This is a genomic window from Caballeronia sp. NCF2 (assembly GCF_023631205.1).
GTDB classification, from domain to species: Bacteria; Pseudomonadota; Gammaproteobacteria; order Burkholderiales; family Burkholderiaceae; genus Caballeronia; species Caballeronia zhejiangensis.
The window spans coordinates 514,202-529,836 of sequence record NZ_JALQDN010000064.1 but is presented as its reverse complement, the minus strand read 5'-3'; the positions used below and the strand labels follow the sequence as shown (position 1 = coordinate 529,836).

Below are 15,635 nucleotides of genomic sequence, written 5' to 3'. Positions count from 1 at the left end.
TCGCTTAAAAGGGCAATAAGGAACCTTCATTCGCCTTCGCCGCTCCAATCACGGCGTCATGAAAGCGTGAAGCGGCATTCACACCGCATTCGTACCTCACGCACGTCGCAGTTCCTCTCGTAGCGCTCCCGCGCTACGCAGTCTCGTTTCAATCATTTGCGGCCCGCCTGCGTATCTTCGGCGCGCTCATTCTGCGCTAATGCGCCATGCCATAACATTCATTCGCACGCATGATGCGTCGCGAATTCTTATGGGCGTGCCTAGCGAGTAACGTCTGGTTGTCAGTCATGGCTTTCAATAACAACGCTTCTCTCATTCGTCAATTTTCGAACTATGCAGTGCCCACCGTGCTAGCTGCATGGGTGTACTGCATGCACTCGGTCATCAGCGGCATCTTCATCGGACGCCATGTCGGCCCAGATGCGCTTGCCGCGTTGAATGTGCTCGTTCCGTTGCTCTATCTGCCTTACGCATTCAGCGTGATGATCGGCGTCGGCGGATCGACGCTCGTCTCGAGATTGCTCGGCGAGCAGCGCGAACGCGATGCCGCCGAAGCATTCACACAGGCGCTCTGGCTGCTCGGTCTATGCGGCGTGACATTCGCGATGGCGATCCATTTCTATGCCGATACCTTCGTGCAATGGACGGGCGCGCGCGGCGAGCTTGCGCTGCTCGCGAAAGACTTCCTGCACGCCTATGCGCCTTTCGTTCTGTTTCCGACCGCATGTTATGCGCTCGAACTGTTCTTGCGAATCGAAGGCGCGGCGAAGTTCGGTCTCGTCTGCCTGATCGCGGGCGGCATCGCCGATGTCGCCTTGACATGGTGGATGGTGAGCCACATGCAATGGGGCATGCGTGGCGCGGCGCTCGCATCGGGCATCAGCCAGGCGTTCGCCTGCATGCCGATGCTCGCCTACCACTTCGTCAAGGCCCGGCACGTTCGGCCTGTTGCCCATGCTTTCACGCGGCTCGATCACGCATGGCGCATGGCTTATAACGGGGCATCGGAGTTTCTCGGCGAGATCGCGCCAAGCGTCACGCTCTTCGCGTTCAATCACGCTGTATTGCGCTGGCTCGGCGACACCGGCCTCGTTGCGTTCGCAGTCGTGGAATACATGACGATGATCGCGTCGGTCACGATGGTCGCGCTCGTACAGAGCATGCAGCCTATCGTGAGCTTTCAGCGCGGCGCGGGCAACGCGCATGCCGTGTCGCGCGCGTTTTCAATCGGCGTCATCGTTACGGCAGGCTTCGCACTCGCCGCCGCTTTCGCGATCCTCGCGCTCGCGCAACCGCTCGGGGCGCTCTTCGTGCCCGACAGTCCTGCGGCACAAGCGCTTCTGCGCGACGCATTGCCGTGGTGCGCGCTCGCGTTCCTGCCTGCCGCGATCAACGTAGCGATCAGCGGCTATCTGACGGCCATCGAAGCGCCGCTCGCGTCGATGGTCGTCGCCCTGTTGCGAAGCTGGCTGCTGCTCTTGTCGATGCTATGGCTTCTGACCGAATGGTTCGGGCCGCGCGGCATCTGGATGACCGTCGCCATCACCGAGCTTGCGACGCTGGCTCTGAGCATCGTGCTGTATCGCACGCGCGGAAGGCGGTTCGAATTGCCCGCGCCAGCGACGACGAATCAGGCGCTTTTGTAGGCAACGAGTCCGACCCACTCGCGGCCACCGAGAGGGAAGTATTCCGGATCCACGCCGCGAGGACACGGCGTGAATTCCACGCACTCGATGCGAAAACCCGCGAGCATGAATTCGCGGGCGAGTATCGTCGGGTCCATGAGGTTGACTGTCGCGGGCAATAGCTTTGGCGCGAGTGCATAGCGATCCGAATCCTCCGTCCATCCTGGCCATGCATTGCCCGATACGATCGCCCGCTCGTAGTCGGAAATCATCTTCGCCATGAAACGATGATACGGCGTGAAGCACAGCACGAATGCCTTGCCGTTGGGTTTGAGCCAATCGTATAGCCGGGCGACGCCCGTACGGAAATCATCGGGCGCGAGGAAATGGAGTACGTGAGACGCGAGAATCACGTCGAGAGAAGAGGCTTCGAGTTCGTAGTGCGGGAACGCGCCTTCCAGCAAGACGAGATTACTGACGTACGCGGCTGGTGCAGCCTGCCGGATTTGCTCCAGTTGCGCCCGGGAAATGTCATTCGCAATCACGCGCGTGCGTTTGCTCAACGCAGGCAGGGACGCGGTTCCATAACCTGCGCCGATATCCAGCAATACCCCACCTCGCTTGCGAGCGAATCGAATGAACGCGCGCGTGTACTTTGACAGCGGGAAAGCCGAGCCATGCCGGCTTTCCGTCAGGCGTTCTCCGCTCATGCTTATCCTCGCGATCAGGCGTCGCGCGTCAGATGAAAGCGTCGATCGACCGATGCGAGCAGGCGTCTCGACAAGCGTGTAGCACGCCCTTGAATCAGCCGGTCCAACACACGCGACAATGCATAAGAGACGACGAGCACCGCGATCAGCGTCGCGCCGAACAACGCAAGCGACGTCTCTCCATTCTTCTGTCCGAATGAGCGATCGAAGAAATGAAACGTCACGTAGACGCAGATGAAGTGCCAGAGATAAATACCATAACTTTCGCGGCCGAGCGCGGCGGCGGCGCGTCGAACGAGTGTGACGCGCGGCACGGCATGCTTGTTATCGCGATGCTTGCGGGCATGACGTGAACACACGAAGAGCAGAAAGGCCACGGCGCTGCATGCCGCGAATACGGGCGCGAGCGCATGCGCCTTGTCGAGCCACACGCCGAGCGCTGCGGTCGTGAGCGCAAAAGCCAGCGCCAGTGAAAAATACAGTAAAGACACGCGCGCCGTCACGTCGGACGCGCCGAGAAGATGCGAGCGAAATGCATACCACGCCCACATGCCGACGATGAAGCACGGACCCTGCACGGGCGGCCAGAAATAGCTGAACGTGTTATTGGCGACATTGCAATCGAGCGTGCCGTTGCAATCGGCCATCGACATCACGGCATACGAGAGGCCGAGCAACAACACCGTAGCCAGCAAGAGGCGCGCGCGATTCATCGCGAGAAAAAATAGAAGTGGCGCAATCAGGTAGAACAGCATCTCCACGCCGATCGACCATCCGCCTGGCACGACGTTATTGATCGCTGTCGGCGAAAGCGCATGCAGAAAGACCAGGTTGAGCAGCACGTCCATCGGCCCATGTGCGCCGAGAATCCATGCGCGTTCGATGCCCGAGCGCGTCGCGCCATAGCTGATGAGTCCATAGACCGCGATCGCCGCGTAGTACATCGGCGCTATGCGAAAGAAACGCTTGATATAGAAGCGCAACGTGACATGACGCGCATCCGCGCAGCGCGCGTGATCCACTTCGAGCGTCATGAAGATCGTGATCGCGCTGATCACGAAGAACAACTGCACGCCGTATTGGCCCATGCGCGCAATGAGCGTGACGGTGCCCGGCAGATTGGGAAACTGAAACGACAGGTGTACTGCGACTACCCCGACGATCGCGAGCGCCCGGCCAGCGTCGAGCGCGGCAACACGTCCTTTATCCATCGATACTCTCCTCGCGGTTCATGCCGACCTACAAAAAAGGCCGCGAGGCTCGTGGACAGACGCGGTTTCAATGAAGTTCCGCCGGACAACTCATTCAGATGACACTCTTACAACAAGAAACTTCATACACGTATGGATACATTTCTATGGCGCATTCTGACGGAGAAACCGCAGTATGCGGCTGACGACGGTGCTCGGCTGCTCCTGCTGCACCCAATGCCCTGCGCCTTCGATCAGATGCGTCGCGCGAAAATCGGTGCAGGCCAGCACGCGCATCGCTTCGAAATCGCCCGGCCGCTGGTAATAGCCCCAGTCGCTCGCGCCTGCGATAAAGCATGACGGCACGTCGATAGTGCGCCCCGACCACATCCGCAGTGCAGCAGCAAGACTCGGATCGGTGCCGCACCGATACCAGTTCAGTCCACCCTGAAATCCCGTGCGCGCGTATTCGCTCGCATAGACGTTCAAATCGCGGTCGGACAGCCAGGCACATCCGGCGATTTGATCGGCGTCGGGCGAATGTTCGGCGACGGTTTGCGGCATCGTCGCATCCGCGTTCATCACGTAGTACGTGGGCAGCAAAGCCAGTTGATCGGCAGAAACGGATGCGAGCGGATGCGGACCATTGTCCGGCCAGTCCGCGCTCTTCATGTGGTAATACGCGCGCAAGAACGCGGCGAGTCCTTGCGGCGGGTGCCACATGTCGTCATTCGCCTGCGCGCCCGAGTAATACCATTGATAGTGCTTGCGCGGCGGATCGAGCGACGCGAGCCCGGCGACCGCTTCGGCCATGATCGATTGCGCCGTCTCGACGCGCGCGAGCCTTGCATCGTCGTTCGCGGTATTGAAGGCGAATGCAGGCGGCCCCGCAAAAGGCGCGCTCATCATCACGACCGATGCGAATACATCGGGACGAATCAATGCACACCACGCGGCAACGGGCGAGCCGAAATCGTGACCGATAACCGATGCGACTCTGCGATAACCCAGCGCCGACACGAGACCCAGTACATCGCGGACCAGATTCGGAAATGTGAACTCGTCGAGATCGGTATCGAATGAAGCAATACCGCCGATAGTACGCCCATAACCGCGCTGATCCGGCGCGACGACATGAAAGCCCGCATCGGCAAGCGGTTTCATGATCTTGCGCCAGCTATAAGCGAGTTCGGGAAAGCCGTGAAGGAGCACGATGCAAGGCCGACCGGGGATATCGAATCCGGCTTCGAGCACATGCATCGAAAGGCCATTGCCATTGTCGATCATGCGCGCGCGAATGCCGTCCGGTAGCGGCAGATCGTTCGATGTTTCATTCATGCGTGTCTCCTTGCGATGCGATCATGCGCTCATGCTTCGAGCAAGGCCGCGAAGCGATCCGCGAGCGTCGGGCGGGAACGCATCGGCCATATTGCGCTGAGTTCGAATGGTGGCAGGTTATCGCCGTCGCGCACGTCGCAGAAGCGCACGCCGGCGAACTGCAACGCAGTCACGGATTGCGGCAGGAGCGATGCGCCGCATCCGGCCGCGACGCAAGCCAATACCGTCAGAGAACGATTCGCGTCCTGCACGACGTTGGCTTCGCAACCCGCTTTACGAAAAGCACTGAGGATGCCCGCGCGAACTACCGGCAATTGATCGCTCGGAAACCATACGAGGCCTGCATCGGATAACTCCTTCAAACCGACTTTTCCATCGTCGCCAATAACAAAAGACATCGGCAGTACCGCGAGCAAGCGCTCTCTCACGATCAACTTTTCGCGCATGCGCCCGCCCACGGCAACAGGCGTATGCAGCAAGCCGATATCGATCGTTCCTTTCTCCAACGCGCTTGCCTGCTCCGCATTGCTCATTTCTTTTAGCATGAGTTCGACGTTCGGCACCTCTTCGCGCAGCGCCGCAATCGCGCGAGGCAACAGGCTGAAAAGTGCCGCCGATGCAAAGCCTATCGTCAGACGCCCGCCGCGCTGCGCACCGATTTCACGCGCACGATGCGATGCCGCGTCAATGCGCGCCACGCTCAATCGAATGTCTTCGACGATTGCGTCGCCCGCCGGAGTCAATTGCGCGCCACGTCGCGTGCGCTCGAAAAGCTTCACGCCAAGATCGCGCTCCATGCGCGAAAGCGCCTGACTCAACGCGGGTTGCGCAATATCGAGTACCTCGGCCGCGCGCGTGACGCTGCCTGCATCGACTACCGCGAGAAAGTATTTGAGGTTGCGCGTCTCCATCTTGCGAGCATATCAAAATGCTATGAAAGATGAACGTATCCATAGTATGCGCGGCCGCGATTCGTTTTTAGAATTCAGTGGCATATTGAACAAGAGCCGGCCAGAGGCCAGCACAGGAGACGCGAGATGAATTGGTACCGTGAAATTTCCACGGCGGAAAGACGCACGCTTTGGGGATGCTTTGCAGGCTGGGCGCTCGACGGCGTCGATACGCAGTTATTCAGTCTCGTCATTCCGACACTCATCGCGACATGGGGCATCGGAAAAGGACAAGCCGGTCTGATCGGCGGCGCGACGCTCGTCGCGGGCGCATTGGGCGGACTCTTCGCGGGCGTGCTTTCCGATCGAATCGGACGCGTCAAGGCCTTGCAAGTCACGGTTCTCTGGTTTTCGCTTTTCACGTTTCTCAGCGCCTTTGCGCAGAATTTCGAACAGTTGCTCGTGCTCAAGTCGCTTCAGGGACTCGGCTTCGGCGGCGAATGGACGGCGGGCGCAGTATTGTTGAGCGAGACGATTCGCGCGAAACATCGCGGCAAAGCTATGGGCATCGTGCAAAGCGCATGGGGCTTTGGCTGGGCCGGTGCGGTTCTGCTCTATGCAATCGTGTTTTCATGGGTATCACCCGACTGGGCCTGGCGCGTGCTGTTCGCCGTCGGCCTCATTCCGGCTGTGCTCGTCATTTATATGCGCCGCAATATCGAAGAGCCGCCGCGTGAATCGAAACCTGCCGAAAAGGAACATGCACAACGTCAGAGCGCTCTCGCCATTCTCGCTGGAATCTTTCATCCTTCGGTGCTGCGCACGACGATCGTCGGCGGATTGATCGGCCTCGGCGCGCACGGCGGCTATCACGCCATTACCACATGGCTGCCCACCTACCTGAAAACCGAGCGGCATTTGTCGGTGCTCGGCACGGGCGGCTATCTGGCTGTCGTGATTACGGCATTCATCATCGGATGCTTTGTCAGTGCATGGCTGCAAGACAAGATCGGTCGCAGGAAGAACGTGATTCTCTTCGCTGTCTGTTGCGCGGTCACGGTCAACGTCTATGTGTTCCTGCCCATCGGCGATATTGCCATGCTCGTATTGAGCTTCCCGCTCGGTCTGTTCTCCGCGGGCATTCCCGCAACGCTCGGCGCGCTCTTCAACGAGCTCTATCCGCAAGGCGTGCGCGGTACGGGCGTCGGCTTCTGCTACAACTTCGGACGCGTCGTGTCGGCGGCGTTTCCGGTGCTCGTCGGCCACATGGGCAATTCGATGCCGATCGGACAGGCAATCGGCATCGACGCGGGCGCGGCCTATGGACTCGTCGTCGTGGCCGCGTTGCTCTTGCCTGAAACGAAAGGCCGTCGCATTGCTGCTGTGCCTGGTCAAGCTGCATCGAACGAGCGTTCGCCCAAGCATGTCTGAACTTTCCATGATGCGTTCACTTCATTCCACGCTCGGCGATGAGCAATGGCTCGAATCGAAGCCTGCCGCCATCGAAGCGATCGACAGTCACGCGCATGTCTTCGTGCGCGGCCTGCCGCTGGCACCGCATCGTCGACACGCACCCGACTACGACGCAACGCTCGACGCCTATGCGGAACACTTGCGCACCAACGGCGTCTCTCATGCGGTGCTCGTGCAACCGAGTTTTCTCGGCACCGACAATTCGTATTTTCTCGATGTGCTGCAGCGCTATCCGCAACGCTTTCGCGGTGTGGCCGTTATCGATCCTTCGATCAGCGACGCGGAGTTGTATCGCCTCGCGGCACTCGGCGTCGTCGGCATGCGGCTCAATCTGATCGGGCTTGCGTTGCCCGATCTGCGTGAAGCGCGTTGGCGAGCGTTATTCGAGCGCGTCAACGCGCTCGGCTGGCACGTCGAGATTCATCGCGATGCCGTGGACTTGCCGATGCTTATCGCGCCATTGCTCGAACAAGCCTGCACAATCGTGATCGATCATTTCGGCCGTCCCGATCCGGCATTTGGCGCCGACGATCCGGGCTTTCGCTATCTGCTGACGACGGCGCAATGCGGCCGCGTGTGGGTCAAGCTATCGGCGGCTTACCGCAGCGTGGAAGGCGAAACCGGCACGTCGCTCGGTCAGACGCTCACGTCCGCCTTGCTCGATTCATTCGGCGCAGCGCGGCTCGTGTGGGGCAGCGACTGGCCGCACACGCAACATCAAAGCCTGATGGACTACGGCGCATCGCGCGATGCGCTCGACCGCTGGATTCCCGACGCATCGCTGCGTACCATCGTGTTGCGCGATTCGGCGCGTGCGCTGTTCCGCTTCGAATGACGTTCGTGCGAGCGCCGAAGCGCATCGCGCGTTAGCATTGCAGACGCTGGCGCATGCATCGACGCTGAACACGAACTATCTTTCCGGAACCTTAGCCATGACCACTTCTTCCTCGCGCCGCCGCGCGGCCTTTCGCGAACGGGTCAACGCTCGCAGCGCCCTGCTGCTGCCCGGCGCATTCAACGCAATGAGCGCGCAAGTCGCCGCCGATCTCGGCTTCGAGGCGATCTACATCACCGGTGCAGGTGTAACCAACATGTCGCTCGGCCTGCCGGATCTCGGCTTCATGGGACTCGCGGAAATCGCGGAGCATACGTCGCGCATCCGCGATGCAGTGGACCTGCCGCTTATCGTCGACGCGGACACGGGCTTCGGCAATGCGCTCAACGTGCGTCACACGGTACGCACGCTGGAGCGCGCGGGCGCGGACGCCATTCAGCTCGAAGATCAGGTTATGCCGAAGAAATGCGGGCACTTCGCGGGCAAAGCCGTGATATCGACGAATGAAATGGTAGGGAAGATACGCGCAGCGGCGGATGCCCGCGAAGACGATAACTTTCTGATCATCGCGCGCACCGATGCGTGCGCGGTGGAGGGCTTCGATGCAGCGATCGAACGAGCACGCGCATTCGTCGAAGCGGGCGCCGACATTCTCTTCGTCGAAGCGATCGAAACGCCGGAGCAAATCGCGTCACTGCCGAAGCTGCTCGACGCGCCGCAACTGATCAACATCGTGATCGGCGGAAAGACGCCTGTTACCGACCGCGCGGATCTCGAACGCCTCGGCTTCAGCCTCGTGCTCTATGCAAATGCGGCATTGCAAAGCGCCGTGCGCGGCATGCAGACCGCGCTCGGCGCCTTGAAATCGCAGGGACGTCTCGACGAAAATCCCGCTGTCGTTGCGCCTTTCGCCGAGCGTCAGCGGCTTGTGAACAAGCCGCTCTTCGATGCACTCGACCGCAAATACGCTGCGGACTGAATGCATCGCCTGAGGCGGTCATATAGACCGCTTCAGTCATTCACGCATTTAGCGCGAGTACATTGCGTTCCAGTCGGACTGCGACACACGTGCGCTACCCGATTGCGATGCACCGTTGGCCGCGCCGCCATAGGCCGTCGCACCATCGCGTGCGGCGAGCTTCGCTTCGGCCGCTTGAATGGCTTCGGGATAGTGCGCCTGATCGCCGTCGCCGACGTGATAGCCGACGCTCTCCAATGCCGCCAATTCCGCGCGCACTTGAGCGCGCGTGATCTGGCTTTGCGCGAACGAAGCGACGGGAATGACGAGAGCGGTTGCGACGAGTGCTGCGCGGATGATCGACTTCATGATGAAACTCCAGTGTTATGAGGTGCCCGGCTTCGAACACAGTGCCTTTCGAAGCAGTGAAAGCAGTTTATGACGCAGGTGCTCTCGGGTTAACCCCTAGCGCAAGAAAGCACCTTTCACCGAAACGCGCTTAATCGAGAATTTGCTATGCTGTCCGCCGGACTGAATGCAAAAGCACAGTGCGTTCGCCTCATGGCGCAAGGCGCCCTTCAAACACTGGAGATAAAGATGGCAAAGGGATATTGGGTCAGTGTGTACACAAAAATCATGAAGCCCGATCAGGTTGCGGAATACTCGAAGATCGCAACGCAGGCTATTGCAGAAGGCGGCGGCCGTCCGCTCGTGCGCGGCGTTGCGTCGATGGTGCAAGGCGAAGGCGTGCTCGAGCGCACCGTCGTCATCGAATACGATTCACTCGAAGCAGCCGTCGCCGCCTATAACAGTGCAACGTATAAGCGCGCACTGGAAGTGCTGGGCGATTCCGTCGTGCGCGACTTCCGCATCGTCGAAGGCGTCGCTTAAATCCAGCTCGTCATTGGCCGATGCTCGCAGCGCTCACGCACCCACGGCATCGGCCAATTCGTTCATATCCTTGGCAACGACATCCCAATCGCTTTCGGCTTTTAAATCCACTGTCTGAGCGGGACCGCGTTCATAGGGCCGTGCGATGAACGCCGTGCGCAACCCACACCTTCTTGCCGCCGCGAGATCGTCGTTATGCGCGGCGACGAGACATACTTCTTCCGGCGTCAGCATCAACACTTCGGCCGTGCGTAAATACGCCTGCGGATCGGGCTTATAGATTTGCGCAATCTCCGCGCCGAGAATCGCATCCCAAGGCAGACCGGCGCGCTTCGCCATATCGACCATTAATCGAATATTGCCGTTCGAAAGCGGCGCGATGATATGGCGCGCCTTGAGCCGTTGCAAACCCGTTATCGAATCCGGCCACGGATCGAGCCGATGCCATGCAAGATTCAACTCTTCAAGCGCTTCGGCAGCCACGGCATTCGGATCGATGCCGAACTCCGGCAGCACGTCGAGCAGATTCTCGCGATGCAGCACATCGAGCCGCACGAATGGCCGCTCCCCGTTGATCACCTTGCGCATCGCAGGCACGTAGCGGCTTCGCCATGCATCGGCGAACGCTTCGGGCGTTGCGTCGATCGCGCCGTGGCGTTGAAGAAATGGCGCAGCCTCGCGTGCAACTCCGCCGCGCCAGTCCACTACCGTGCCGAATACGTCGAACACGAAGGCCTTTACGTTTTGCAGCGTCACGTCGTTTCTCCTATCGGTGATTCATTCGTCTGATCGATTTCGCTGCGGCCCATTTGTTCCTCGCACGCAAGACTGATTGTCCATCACGGGTGTACGCAAGGAATCTCGAAAGGCCTAGATTACGAGCCATCGGAGCCGTCGGTCCGATCCGCAACAGGCCCAAACCAACATTCATCGAGGTTCATCATGAGCAACGCAAGCAAAGTCGCTATCGTTACCGGTGCATCGCAAGGCATCGGCGCTGAAATCGTCAAGGCATTCCGTGCGCAAGGTTATCGCGTCGTCGCGACCGCCCGTTCAATTCAGCAACCGGACGATCCGAACGTCGTCGCTGTCGCCGGTGATATCGGCGATCGCGCCACCGCGCAGCGCGTGGTCGAAGCGGCAATCGCAAAGTTCGGCCGCATCGATATGCTCGTCAACAACGCCGGCATATTCGTCGCAAAGCCTTTCACGCAATATACGCAGGAAGACTATGCCGCGGTTCTGAACGTGAATGTGAATGGCTTCTTTCACATCACGCAACTGGCTATCGAGCAAATGGAAAAGAACAAGAGCGGCCACATCGTCAGCATCACCACGTCGCTCGTGGATCATGCGGTAAGCGGCGTGCCTTCGGTATTGGCGTCGCTGACCAAGGGCGGTCTGAATTCCGCGACAAAGTCGCTTGCTATCGAGTATGCGAAGTCAGGCATTCGCGCGAATGCAGTGTCGCCCGGCATCATCAAGTCGCCGATGCATGCGCCCGAAACGCACGACGCGCTCGGCGCACTGCATCCGATGGGACACATGGGCGAAATGAGCGACATCGCGAACGCGGTGCTGTATCTTGATGCGGCGCCGTTCGTGACGGGCGAGATCCTGCACGTCGACGGCGGTCAAAGCGCGGGACATTGATCGATTCTTTACCCGTTGAGGATGCGCCTCTCGCAGGCGCTTCGTCGTTTCCCACTCAAGGAGATCGTCATGCCGATCGTAACGATTCAGGTGACACGCGAAGGCAACAAGCCCGGCACGAACGCGGTGACTGCCGAGGAAAAGAAGCAACTCATCGAGGGCGCGAGCCAACTCCTTCTCGAAGTATTGAACAAGCCGCTCGATACCACGTTCGTCGTCATCCAGGAAGTTGAAATGGAGAACTGGGGCGTGGGCGGCATGACAGTACCGGAATATCGGCGGCAAAAGCAGGCGAAGAAGGATTGACATGAACCGAAACGCGGGCATCGCTACATGACCTTTGACGATGCCCGCCGTTTCATCGGCTCATTGCCCCGGCGAATAGAGATCGAGCAGTTTCAGCGTCACGCCATTCGTCCATCCGAAACCATCCTGTAACGGATATTCCCCACCTCCTCCGCCGCCCGTTCCACTACCTTCCACGATGTACTTCTCAACGAGCTTATGTTGAGTGTTATAGACGTTATTCACGTCGGCAAGAAAGCGCGTGCCGATCTGTTGCGCGAGATCGCTGCGCCCATAGCGCTTCAATCCTTGCACGGCGATCCAGTGCAATGGCGCCCAGCCATTCGGCGCGTCCCATTGCTGCGTCGTGTTGTACGTGGTCGTCGTGAGTCCGCCCGGCTTGAGCAAGATCGCTTCGACGGTTTCCGCGGTCTTGTGCGCGCGCTCCGGCCACGCCACGTTGGCGAAGAGCGGATAGAGCATAGCAGCCGATGGGTTGTTGCGCGGCTGACCGAGTTTCCAGTCGTAATCGCCGTAATACCCGTTCTTGTTCCAGAGATATCTGTTGATGCCGATCGCGCGTTTGGCCGCACGCCCCACGAAATCGCCGACACAACGGAAATCACGCGCCTCGCCGCAACCGATTGCGATCGTCGTTTCGAGGTGGAACATCAGGCTATTCAAATCGACGGGAATGATCGATGTCGTGCGGATCGTCGCAAGCGTCATATTGTCGCCGAACCAGCGCGAGCTGAAGTCCCAGCCGCTTTCGGCCGCCGCACGCAAGTCGCGATACACCTCGTTCGCCGGACGGTTCGTGACCAGCTTGGCGGTCGCCACGTCTTCCGAGTAGGACTCGTCGCGCGGCGTATCGCGTTCGTCCCAATACCGATTGAGCACGGTCTTGTCCGGCATCATCACGACGTTGCGTACCGCGCCGCCTGGCTGCAGCGTATCCGCTCCTTGCATCCAGTAATCATGTTCGCGGCGCAATTGCGGCAAATACTTCTGATAAACACGTCCACCTTCCTTGTGCGCGGCAAGTTCGACCATATAGGAGAAGAACGGCGGCTGCGAACGGCTCACATAGTATGTGCGATTGCCATTCGGAATATGGCCGATCGTGTCGATCAGATACGCGAAGTTATCGAGCATATCGTCGACGAGATCTTCGCGGCCTGCCTCCTGCAGACCGAGCATCGTGAAATAGGTATCCCAGTAGTAACCTTCCCGAAAGCGTCCGCCAGGCACCACGTACTGCTTTGGCATCGGAATCAGGGAACTGTTGGCGGGTACGTTCGCGGTCGTCGTCAGACGCGTGAGTTCGGGCCAAAGCCAGTCGATATGTTCGCGCAGGCTCTGATTCGGCGGCGGCGTAATCACCTGATCCGTTGGCGGCGTGAAGTATTGTGCGACGAACGTCGCGAGCGAGAAGCCCGGCACCGACATCTGCTGATGATAAGCCTGCACGATCTGCGCGGGGTCTATCTTGGGTATGGCATCGACGAAAGTCTTCTGATCGGGATAGACGCCCTGCGTCTGCACGGCGACGAAAAGGTCACCGTATAACTCGCTGGGTGGCGGCAGAAGCGTATACGCCGTTTGTGCGTCGGCATAGGCGAAATTGGCAGCCGAGCTCATGACGAGCCAGGCGCACAGCATTCCGCGTGCCTTTATGCGGAAGCGCCGCGACGCGTCGTGCGCCGCTGGATCCGATGACAGTACGATCATGTTCACTCCTTCGAAGGGTGATTGAACCGGACTGGTCTCGCTCGGGCCTTTCTTGTTGTTATCGATTTACAGCACGGCGAAGCATCGCACGCTTGTACGAAGCTGGCAACCCTCGAAGAAGGAAGCGAACGGGCTATTGAATGGCCAGCGCCTTGTGCGCTTCCGCCTGGAATTGGGTCGGCGTGACGCCGGTCTGCTTGCGAAAATAGCGGCTGAAATAAGCGATATCGGCAAAGCCCAGTCCATGTGCGATCTGCTTGACCGACATGCTGGAATAAACGAGATCGCGCTGCGCCTCGCGCACAAGATGCTCGTTGATCATTGCGAGCGGCGAACTCGAGATCTCTTCGCGGCATATCCGCCCGAGTTGTGTGACCGTCATGCCGAGCTTCTGCGCATAGAACTCGACAGGTCGATGCTCGCGAAAATGCGCGGCCACCAGTTCCCTGAAGCGCTTGATCTGCTGCGCCCGCCTTTCGGTCGATGCGACACTCGGCGCAGATGCGCTTTCGCATAGGCGCACGACATGCACAAAGAGTGCAATCAATAGCGACATGCCCGCCGCCATGTGACCGCGATTCGTCGCGCGGAATTCCTTCTCGAGCAATTCGACGATCGGCAAGAATGCGCTTTCCTTCATGGAGTGGGCACTCATGCGCGAGACGCCTGCGCGTTGCAACACCGGAACGAGTCCCGGCGCCGCGATCGATGCCAGCGCCTCGATCGATCTTTGCGCGACGGTCACGACGAGACCATCCACGTTCGGCGCGAAGTTGAATCCATGAACCGTTTGCGCGGGCAGCATGATGACGCACGGCGGCACGAGATCGATCATGCTGTTCTCGATCAGCACTTGCCCGCCGCCGCCGCGAATGTACAGAAATTGCAAGAGCGCGTCGTGGCGATGCGCGTCGATATGCCAGTCGTTGGGCGCGCTGCGCTCGACGATCCATTCGAAGTTGAACGCGTCATACCACGGTGGACGCGCCGATTCCCCGTACAAGTTGTAGTTAGGGATTTTCCTCATATCCTGCGTCTCCTGATGCACAAATTGTCCTGTCGTCTGCGTCCTTTGTCCAATCTTTCGTGCATGGCCGTGAATATACTTTTTTCACAGGCAAGGCTATCGGCGCCTTTGCATCGAACGAACTCAGGAGACAAGGATGACTAATCAGGTCGCGCGGGATCACACCGCGCAGCATTGGCTCGGCCTCGAATCGAGCGTATGCGTAGTGACGGGTTCGGCCGGCGGAATCGGGCGCGCCATTGCATCGACATTCGCCGATGCGGGCGCAAGGCTCGCGCTACTCGATCGCGATGAAGCGGGCTGCAACGATGCGGCGCAAGCATTGCGCGCGACTGGCGTCGATGCTATCGCCATAACTTGCGATATCGGCGATGCAACGAGCGTGAACCGCGCACGCGATCAGGTTGCACGCAAGTTCGGTCAGGTCGATGTGCTCGTCAATAACGCAGGTCTGTTGCGCGCGGGCGGCATCGAAGATATCGGCCTCGATGCATGGAATGCGATGCTCGCCGTCAATCTCACCGGCTACATGTTATGTGCGCAGGCATTCGGGCGCGACATGCTCGCGCGCGGCGCCGGAAGCATCGTGCATATCGCATCGGTGGCGGCGCATCATCCGCAGACGTGGAGCGGCGCATATAGCCCGAGCAAGGCGGGCATCGCAATGTTATCCCGTCAGATCGCCGCCGAATGGGGCGGGCGCGGCGTGCGCAGCAATACGGTCTGCCCCGGCATGATCCGCACGCCGCTTTCGATGGCGTTCTATGAGCAAGGCGATGTCGAAGCGCGCCGCAGCGCAATGATCGCAAGCCGGCGCATCGGCGAACCGCGCGATATCGCCGAGGTGGTTGCATTCCTCGCAAGCCAGCGCGCGGCCTATGTGAACGGCGCGGAGCTTGCCGTCGACGGCGGCTTCGAATGCATGTTGATGGATCTCGTTCCACGTCCCGGCTTCGAAGCGCCGCGCAACGCCTGACACGCTGCTTCTCATCTCACGGGCGTGCGAAGCGCCCGGCTTCAATCAAAGGA

At 59.7% G+C, this 15,635-nt stretch carries 16 protein-coding genes; 8 read left to right on the top strand and 8 right to left on the bottom strand.

Going from position 1 to position 15,635, the window contains the following annotated elements; genetic code table 11:
* Nucleotides 1-338: 338 nt before the first annotated feature.
* A complete protein-coding gene (locus tag NCS02_RS25505; RefSeq protein ID WP_250523330.1) occupies nt 339-1,646 on the top strand; it encodes an MATE family efflux transporter in 1,308 nt (435 codons plus the stop codon).
* On the opposite strand, the gene NCS02_RS25500 is transcribed toward NCS02_RS25505, so the two are convergent.
* The 4 genes from NCS02_RS25500 to NCS02_RS25485 form a co-directional block, all read right to left on the bottom strand.
* Nucleotides 1,631-2,335, bottom strand: a complete 705-nt coding sequence (locus tag NCS02_RS25500; protein WP_250503637.1) for a class I SAM-dependent methyltransferase — start codon at nt 2,333-2,335, stop codon at nt 1,631-1,633. The two genes, NCS02_RS25505 and NCS02_RS25500, sit on opposite strands and share 16 nt — an antisense overlap.
* Before the next feature lie 14 nt (nt 2,336-2,349).
* Nucleotides 2,350-3,546, bottom strand: coding sequence for an acyltransferase family protein (locus NCS02_RS25495; RefSeq protein WP_250520044.1), 1,197 nt, complete (start codon nt 3,544-3,546; stop codon nt 2,350-2,352).
* Between the two features lie 144 nt (nt 3,547-3,690).
* Nucleotides 3,691-4,863: an alpha/beta hydrolase gene (locus NCS02_RS25490; RefSeq protein WP_250436493.1), complete on the bottom strand. Its 1,173-nt coding sequence runs from the start codon at nt 4,861-4,863 to the stop codon at nt 3,691-3,693.
* 29 nt (nt 4,864-4,892) lie between these two features.
* On the bottom strand, nt 4,893-5,774 hold the full coding sequence (locus NCS02_RS25485; protein ID WP_250520042.1) for a LysR family transcriptional regulator: 882 nt from the start codon (nt 5,772-5,774) through the stop codon (nt 4,893-4,895).
* Between the two features lie 126 nt (nt 5,775-5,900).
* Between NCS02_RS25485 and NCS02_RS25480 the strand changes: the two genes are divergently transcribed.
* From NCS02_RS25480 to NCS02_RS25470, 3 genes are all read left to right on the top strand, one after another.
* Entirely contained in the window at nt 5,901-7,184 is a 1,284-nt protein-coding gene (locus NCS02_RS25480) for an MFS transporter (protein WP_250457278.1), read from the top strand.
* Nucleotides 7,185-7,191: 7 nt separating this feature from the next.
* Nucleotides 7,192-8,061 carry an amidohydrolase family protein gene (locus NCS02_RS25475; RefSeq protein WP_502800899.1) on the top strand — a complete coding sequence of 290 codons (870 nt, stop codon included), beginning with the start codon at nt 7,192-7,194 and terminating at the stop codon, nt 8,059-8,061.
* A 97-nt stretch (nt 8,062-8,158) separates the two neighbouring features.
* Nucleotides 8,159-9,040: an isocitrate lyase/PEP mutase family protein gene (locus NCS02_RS25470; protein WP_008347967.1), complete on the top strand. Its 882-nt coding sequence runs from the start codon at nt 8,159-8,161 to the stop codon at nt 9,038-9,040.
* Nucleotides 9,041-9,088: 48 nt separating this feature from the next.
* On the opposite strand, the gene NCS02_RS25465 is transcribed toward NCS02_RS25470, so the two are convergent.
* The gene (locus tag NCS02_RS25465; protein WP_008347964.1) at nt 9,089-9,388 is read right to left on the bottom strand and encodes a DUF4148 domain-containing protein; all 300 of its coding nucleotides are present in this window, start codon (nt 9,386-9,388) and stop codon (nt 9,089-9,091) included.
* A gap of 228 nt (nt 9,389-9,616) precedes the next feature.
* On the opposite strand from NCS02_RS25465, the gene NCS02_RS25460 reads away from it, so the two are divergent.
* Complete coding sequence (locus NCS02_RS25460; RefSeq protein ID WP_008347963.1) at nt 9,617-9,910, top strand: DUF1330 domain-containing protein; 294 nt, start codon at nt 9,617-9,619, stop codon at nt 9,908-9,910.
* Nucleotides 9,911-9,943: 33 nt separating this feature from the next.
* Here NCS02_RS25460 and NCS02_RS25455 read toward each other — a convergent pair whose 3' ends face one another.
* Nucleotides 9,944-10,666: a haloacid dehalogenase type II gene (locus NCS02_RS25455; RefSeq protein WP_008347961.1), complete on the bottom strand. Its 723-nt coding sequence runs from the start codon at nt 10,664-10,666 to the stop codon at nt 9,944-9,946.
* Between the two features lie 186 nt (nt 10,667-10,852).
* On the opposite strand from NCS02_RS25455, the gene NCS02_RS25450 reads away from it, so the two are divergent.
* Nucleotides 10,853-11,563 carry an SDR family NAD(P)-dependent oxidoreductase gene (locus NCS02_RS25450; protein ID WP_250523329.1) on the top strand — a complete coding sequence of 237 codons (711 nt, stop codon included), beginning with the start codon at nt 10,853-10,855 and terminating at the stop codon, nt 11,561-11,563.
* Nucleotides 11,564-11,632: 69 nt separating this feature from the next.
* Nucleotides 11,633-11,869, top strand: a complete 237-nt coding sequence (locus NCS02_RS25445) for a tautomerase family protein (protein ID WP_008347957.1) — start codon at nt 11,633-11,635, stop codon at nt 11,867-11,869.
* Nucleotides 11,870-11,929: 60 nt separating this feature from the next.
* On the opposite strand, the gene treA is transcribed toward NCS02_RS25445, so the two are convergent.
* Nucleotides 11,930-13,579 carry an alpha,alpha-trehalase TreA gene (treA, locus tag NCS02_RS25440; protein WP_250523328.1) on the bottom strand — a complete coding sequence of 550 codons (1,650 nt, stop codon included), beginning with the start codon at nt 13,577-13,579 and terminating at the stop codon, nt 11,930-11,932.
* 133 nt (nt 13,580-13,712) lie between these two features.
* A complete protein-coding gene (locus NCS02_RS25435; RefSeq protein ID WP_250503633.1) occupies nt 13,713-14,606 on the bottom strand; it encodes a helix-turn-helix domain-containing protein in 894 nt (297 codons plus the stop codon).
* A 136-nt stretch (nt 14,607-14,742) separates the two neighbouring features.
* Here NCS02_RS25435 and NCS02_RS25430 point away from each other — a divergent pair, with 136 nt between their 5' ends.
* Complete coding sequence (locus tag NCS02_RS25430; RefSeq protein ID WP_175980766.1) at nt 14,743-15,582, top strand: SDR family NAD(P)-dependent oxidoreductase; 840 nt, start codon at nt 14,743-14,745, stop codon at nt 15,580-15,582.
* The last annotated feature ends 53 nt before the right edge of the window (nt 15,583-15,635 follow it).

Coding starts and splice junctions, on each gene's coding strand:
- NCS02_RS25500 (WP_250503637.1), bottom strand. CDS start 2,335: ATGAGCGGAGAACGCCTGACGGAAAGCCGGCATGGCTCGGCTTTCCCG.
- NCS02_RS25495 (WP_250520044.1), bottom strand. CDS start 3,546: ATGGATAAAGGACGTGTTGCCGCGCTCGACGCTGGCCGGGCGCTCGCG.
- NCS02_RS25490 (WP_250436493.1), bottom strand. CDS start 4,863: ATGAATGAAACATCGAACGATCTGCCGCTACCGGACGGCATTCGCGCG.
- NCS02_RS25485 (WP_250520042.1), bottom strand. CDS start 5,774: ATGGAGACGCGCAACCTCAAATACTTTCTCGCGGTAGTCGATGCAGGC.
- NCS02_RS25480 (WP_250457278.1), top strand. CDS start 5,901: ATGAATTGGTACCGTGAAATTTCCACGGCGGAAAGACGCACGCTTTGG.
- NCS02_RS25475 (WP_502800899.1), top strand. CDS start 7,192: ATGATGCGTTCACTTCATTCCACGCTCGGCGATGAGCAATGGCTCGAA.
- NCS02_RS25470 (WP_008347967.1), top strand. CDS start 8,159: ATGACCACTTCTTCCTCGCGCCGCCGCGCGGCCTTTCGCGAACGGGTC.
- NCS02_RS25465 (WP_008347964.1), bottom strand. CDS start 9,388: ATGAAGTCGATCATCCGCGCAGCACTCGTCGCAACCGCTCTCGTCATT.
- NCS02_RS25460 (WP_008347963.1), top strand. CDS start 9,617: ATGGCAAAGGGATATTGGGTCAGTGTGTACACAAAAATCATGAAGCCC.
- NCS02_RS25450 (WP_250523329.1), top strand. CDS start 10,853: ATGAGCAACGCAAGCAAAGTCGCTATCGTTACCGGTGCATCGCAAGGC.
- NCS02_RS25445 (WP_008347957.1), top strand. CDS start 11,633: ATGCCGATCGTAACGATTCAGGTGACACGCGAAGGCAACAAGCCCGGC.
- treA (WP_250523328.1), bottom strand. CDS start 13,579: ATGATCGTACTGTCATCGGATCCAGCGGCGCACGACGCGTCGCGGCGC.
- NCS02_RS25435 (WP_250503633.1), bottom strand. CDS start 14,606: ATGAGGAAAATCCCTAACTACAACTTGTACGGGGAATCGGCGCGTCCA.
- NCS02_RS25430 (WP_175980766.1), top strand. CDS start 14,743: ATGACTAATCAGGTCGCGCGGGATCACACCGCGCAGCATTGGCTCGGC.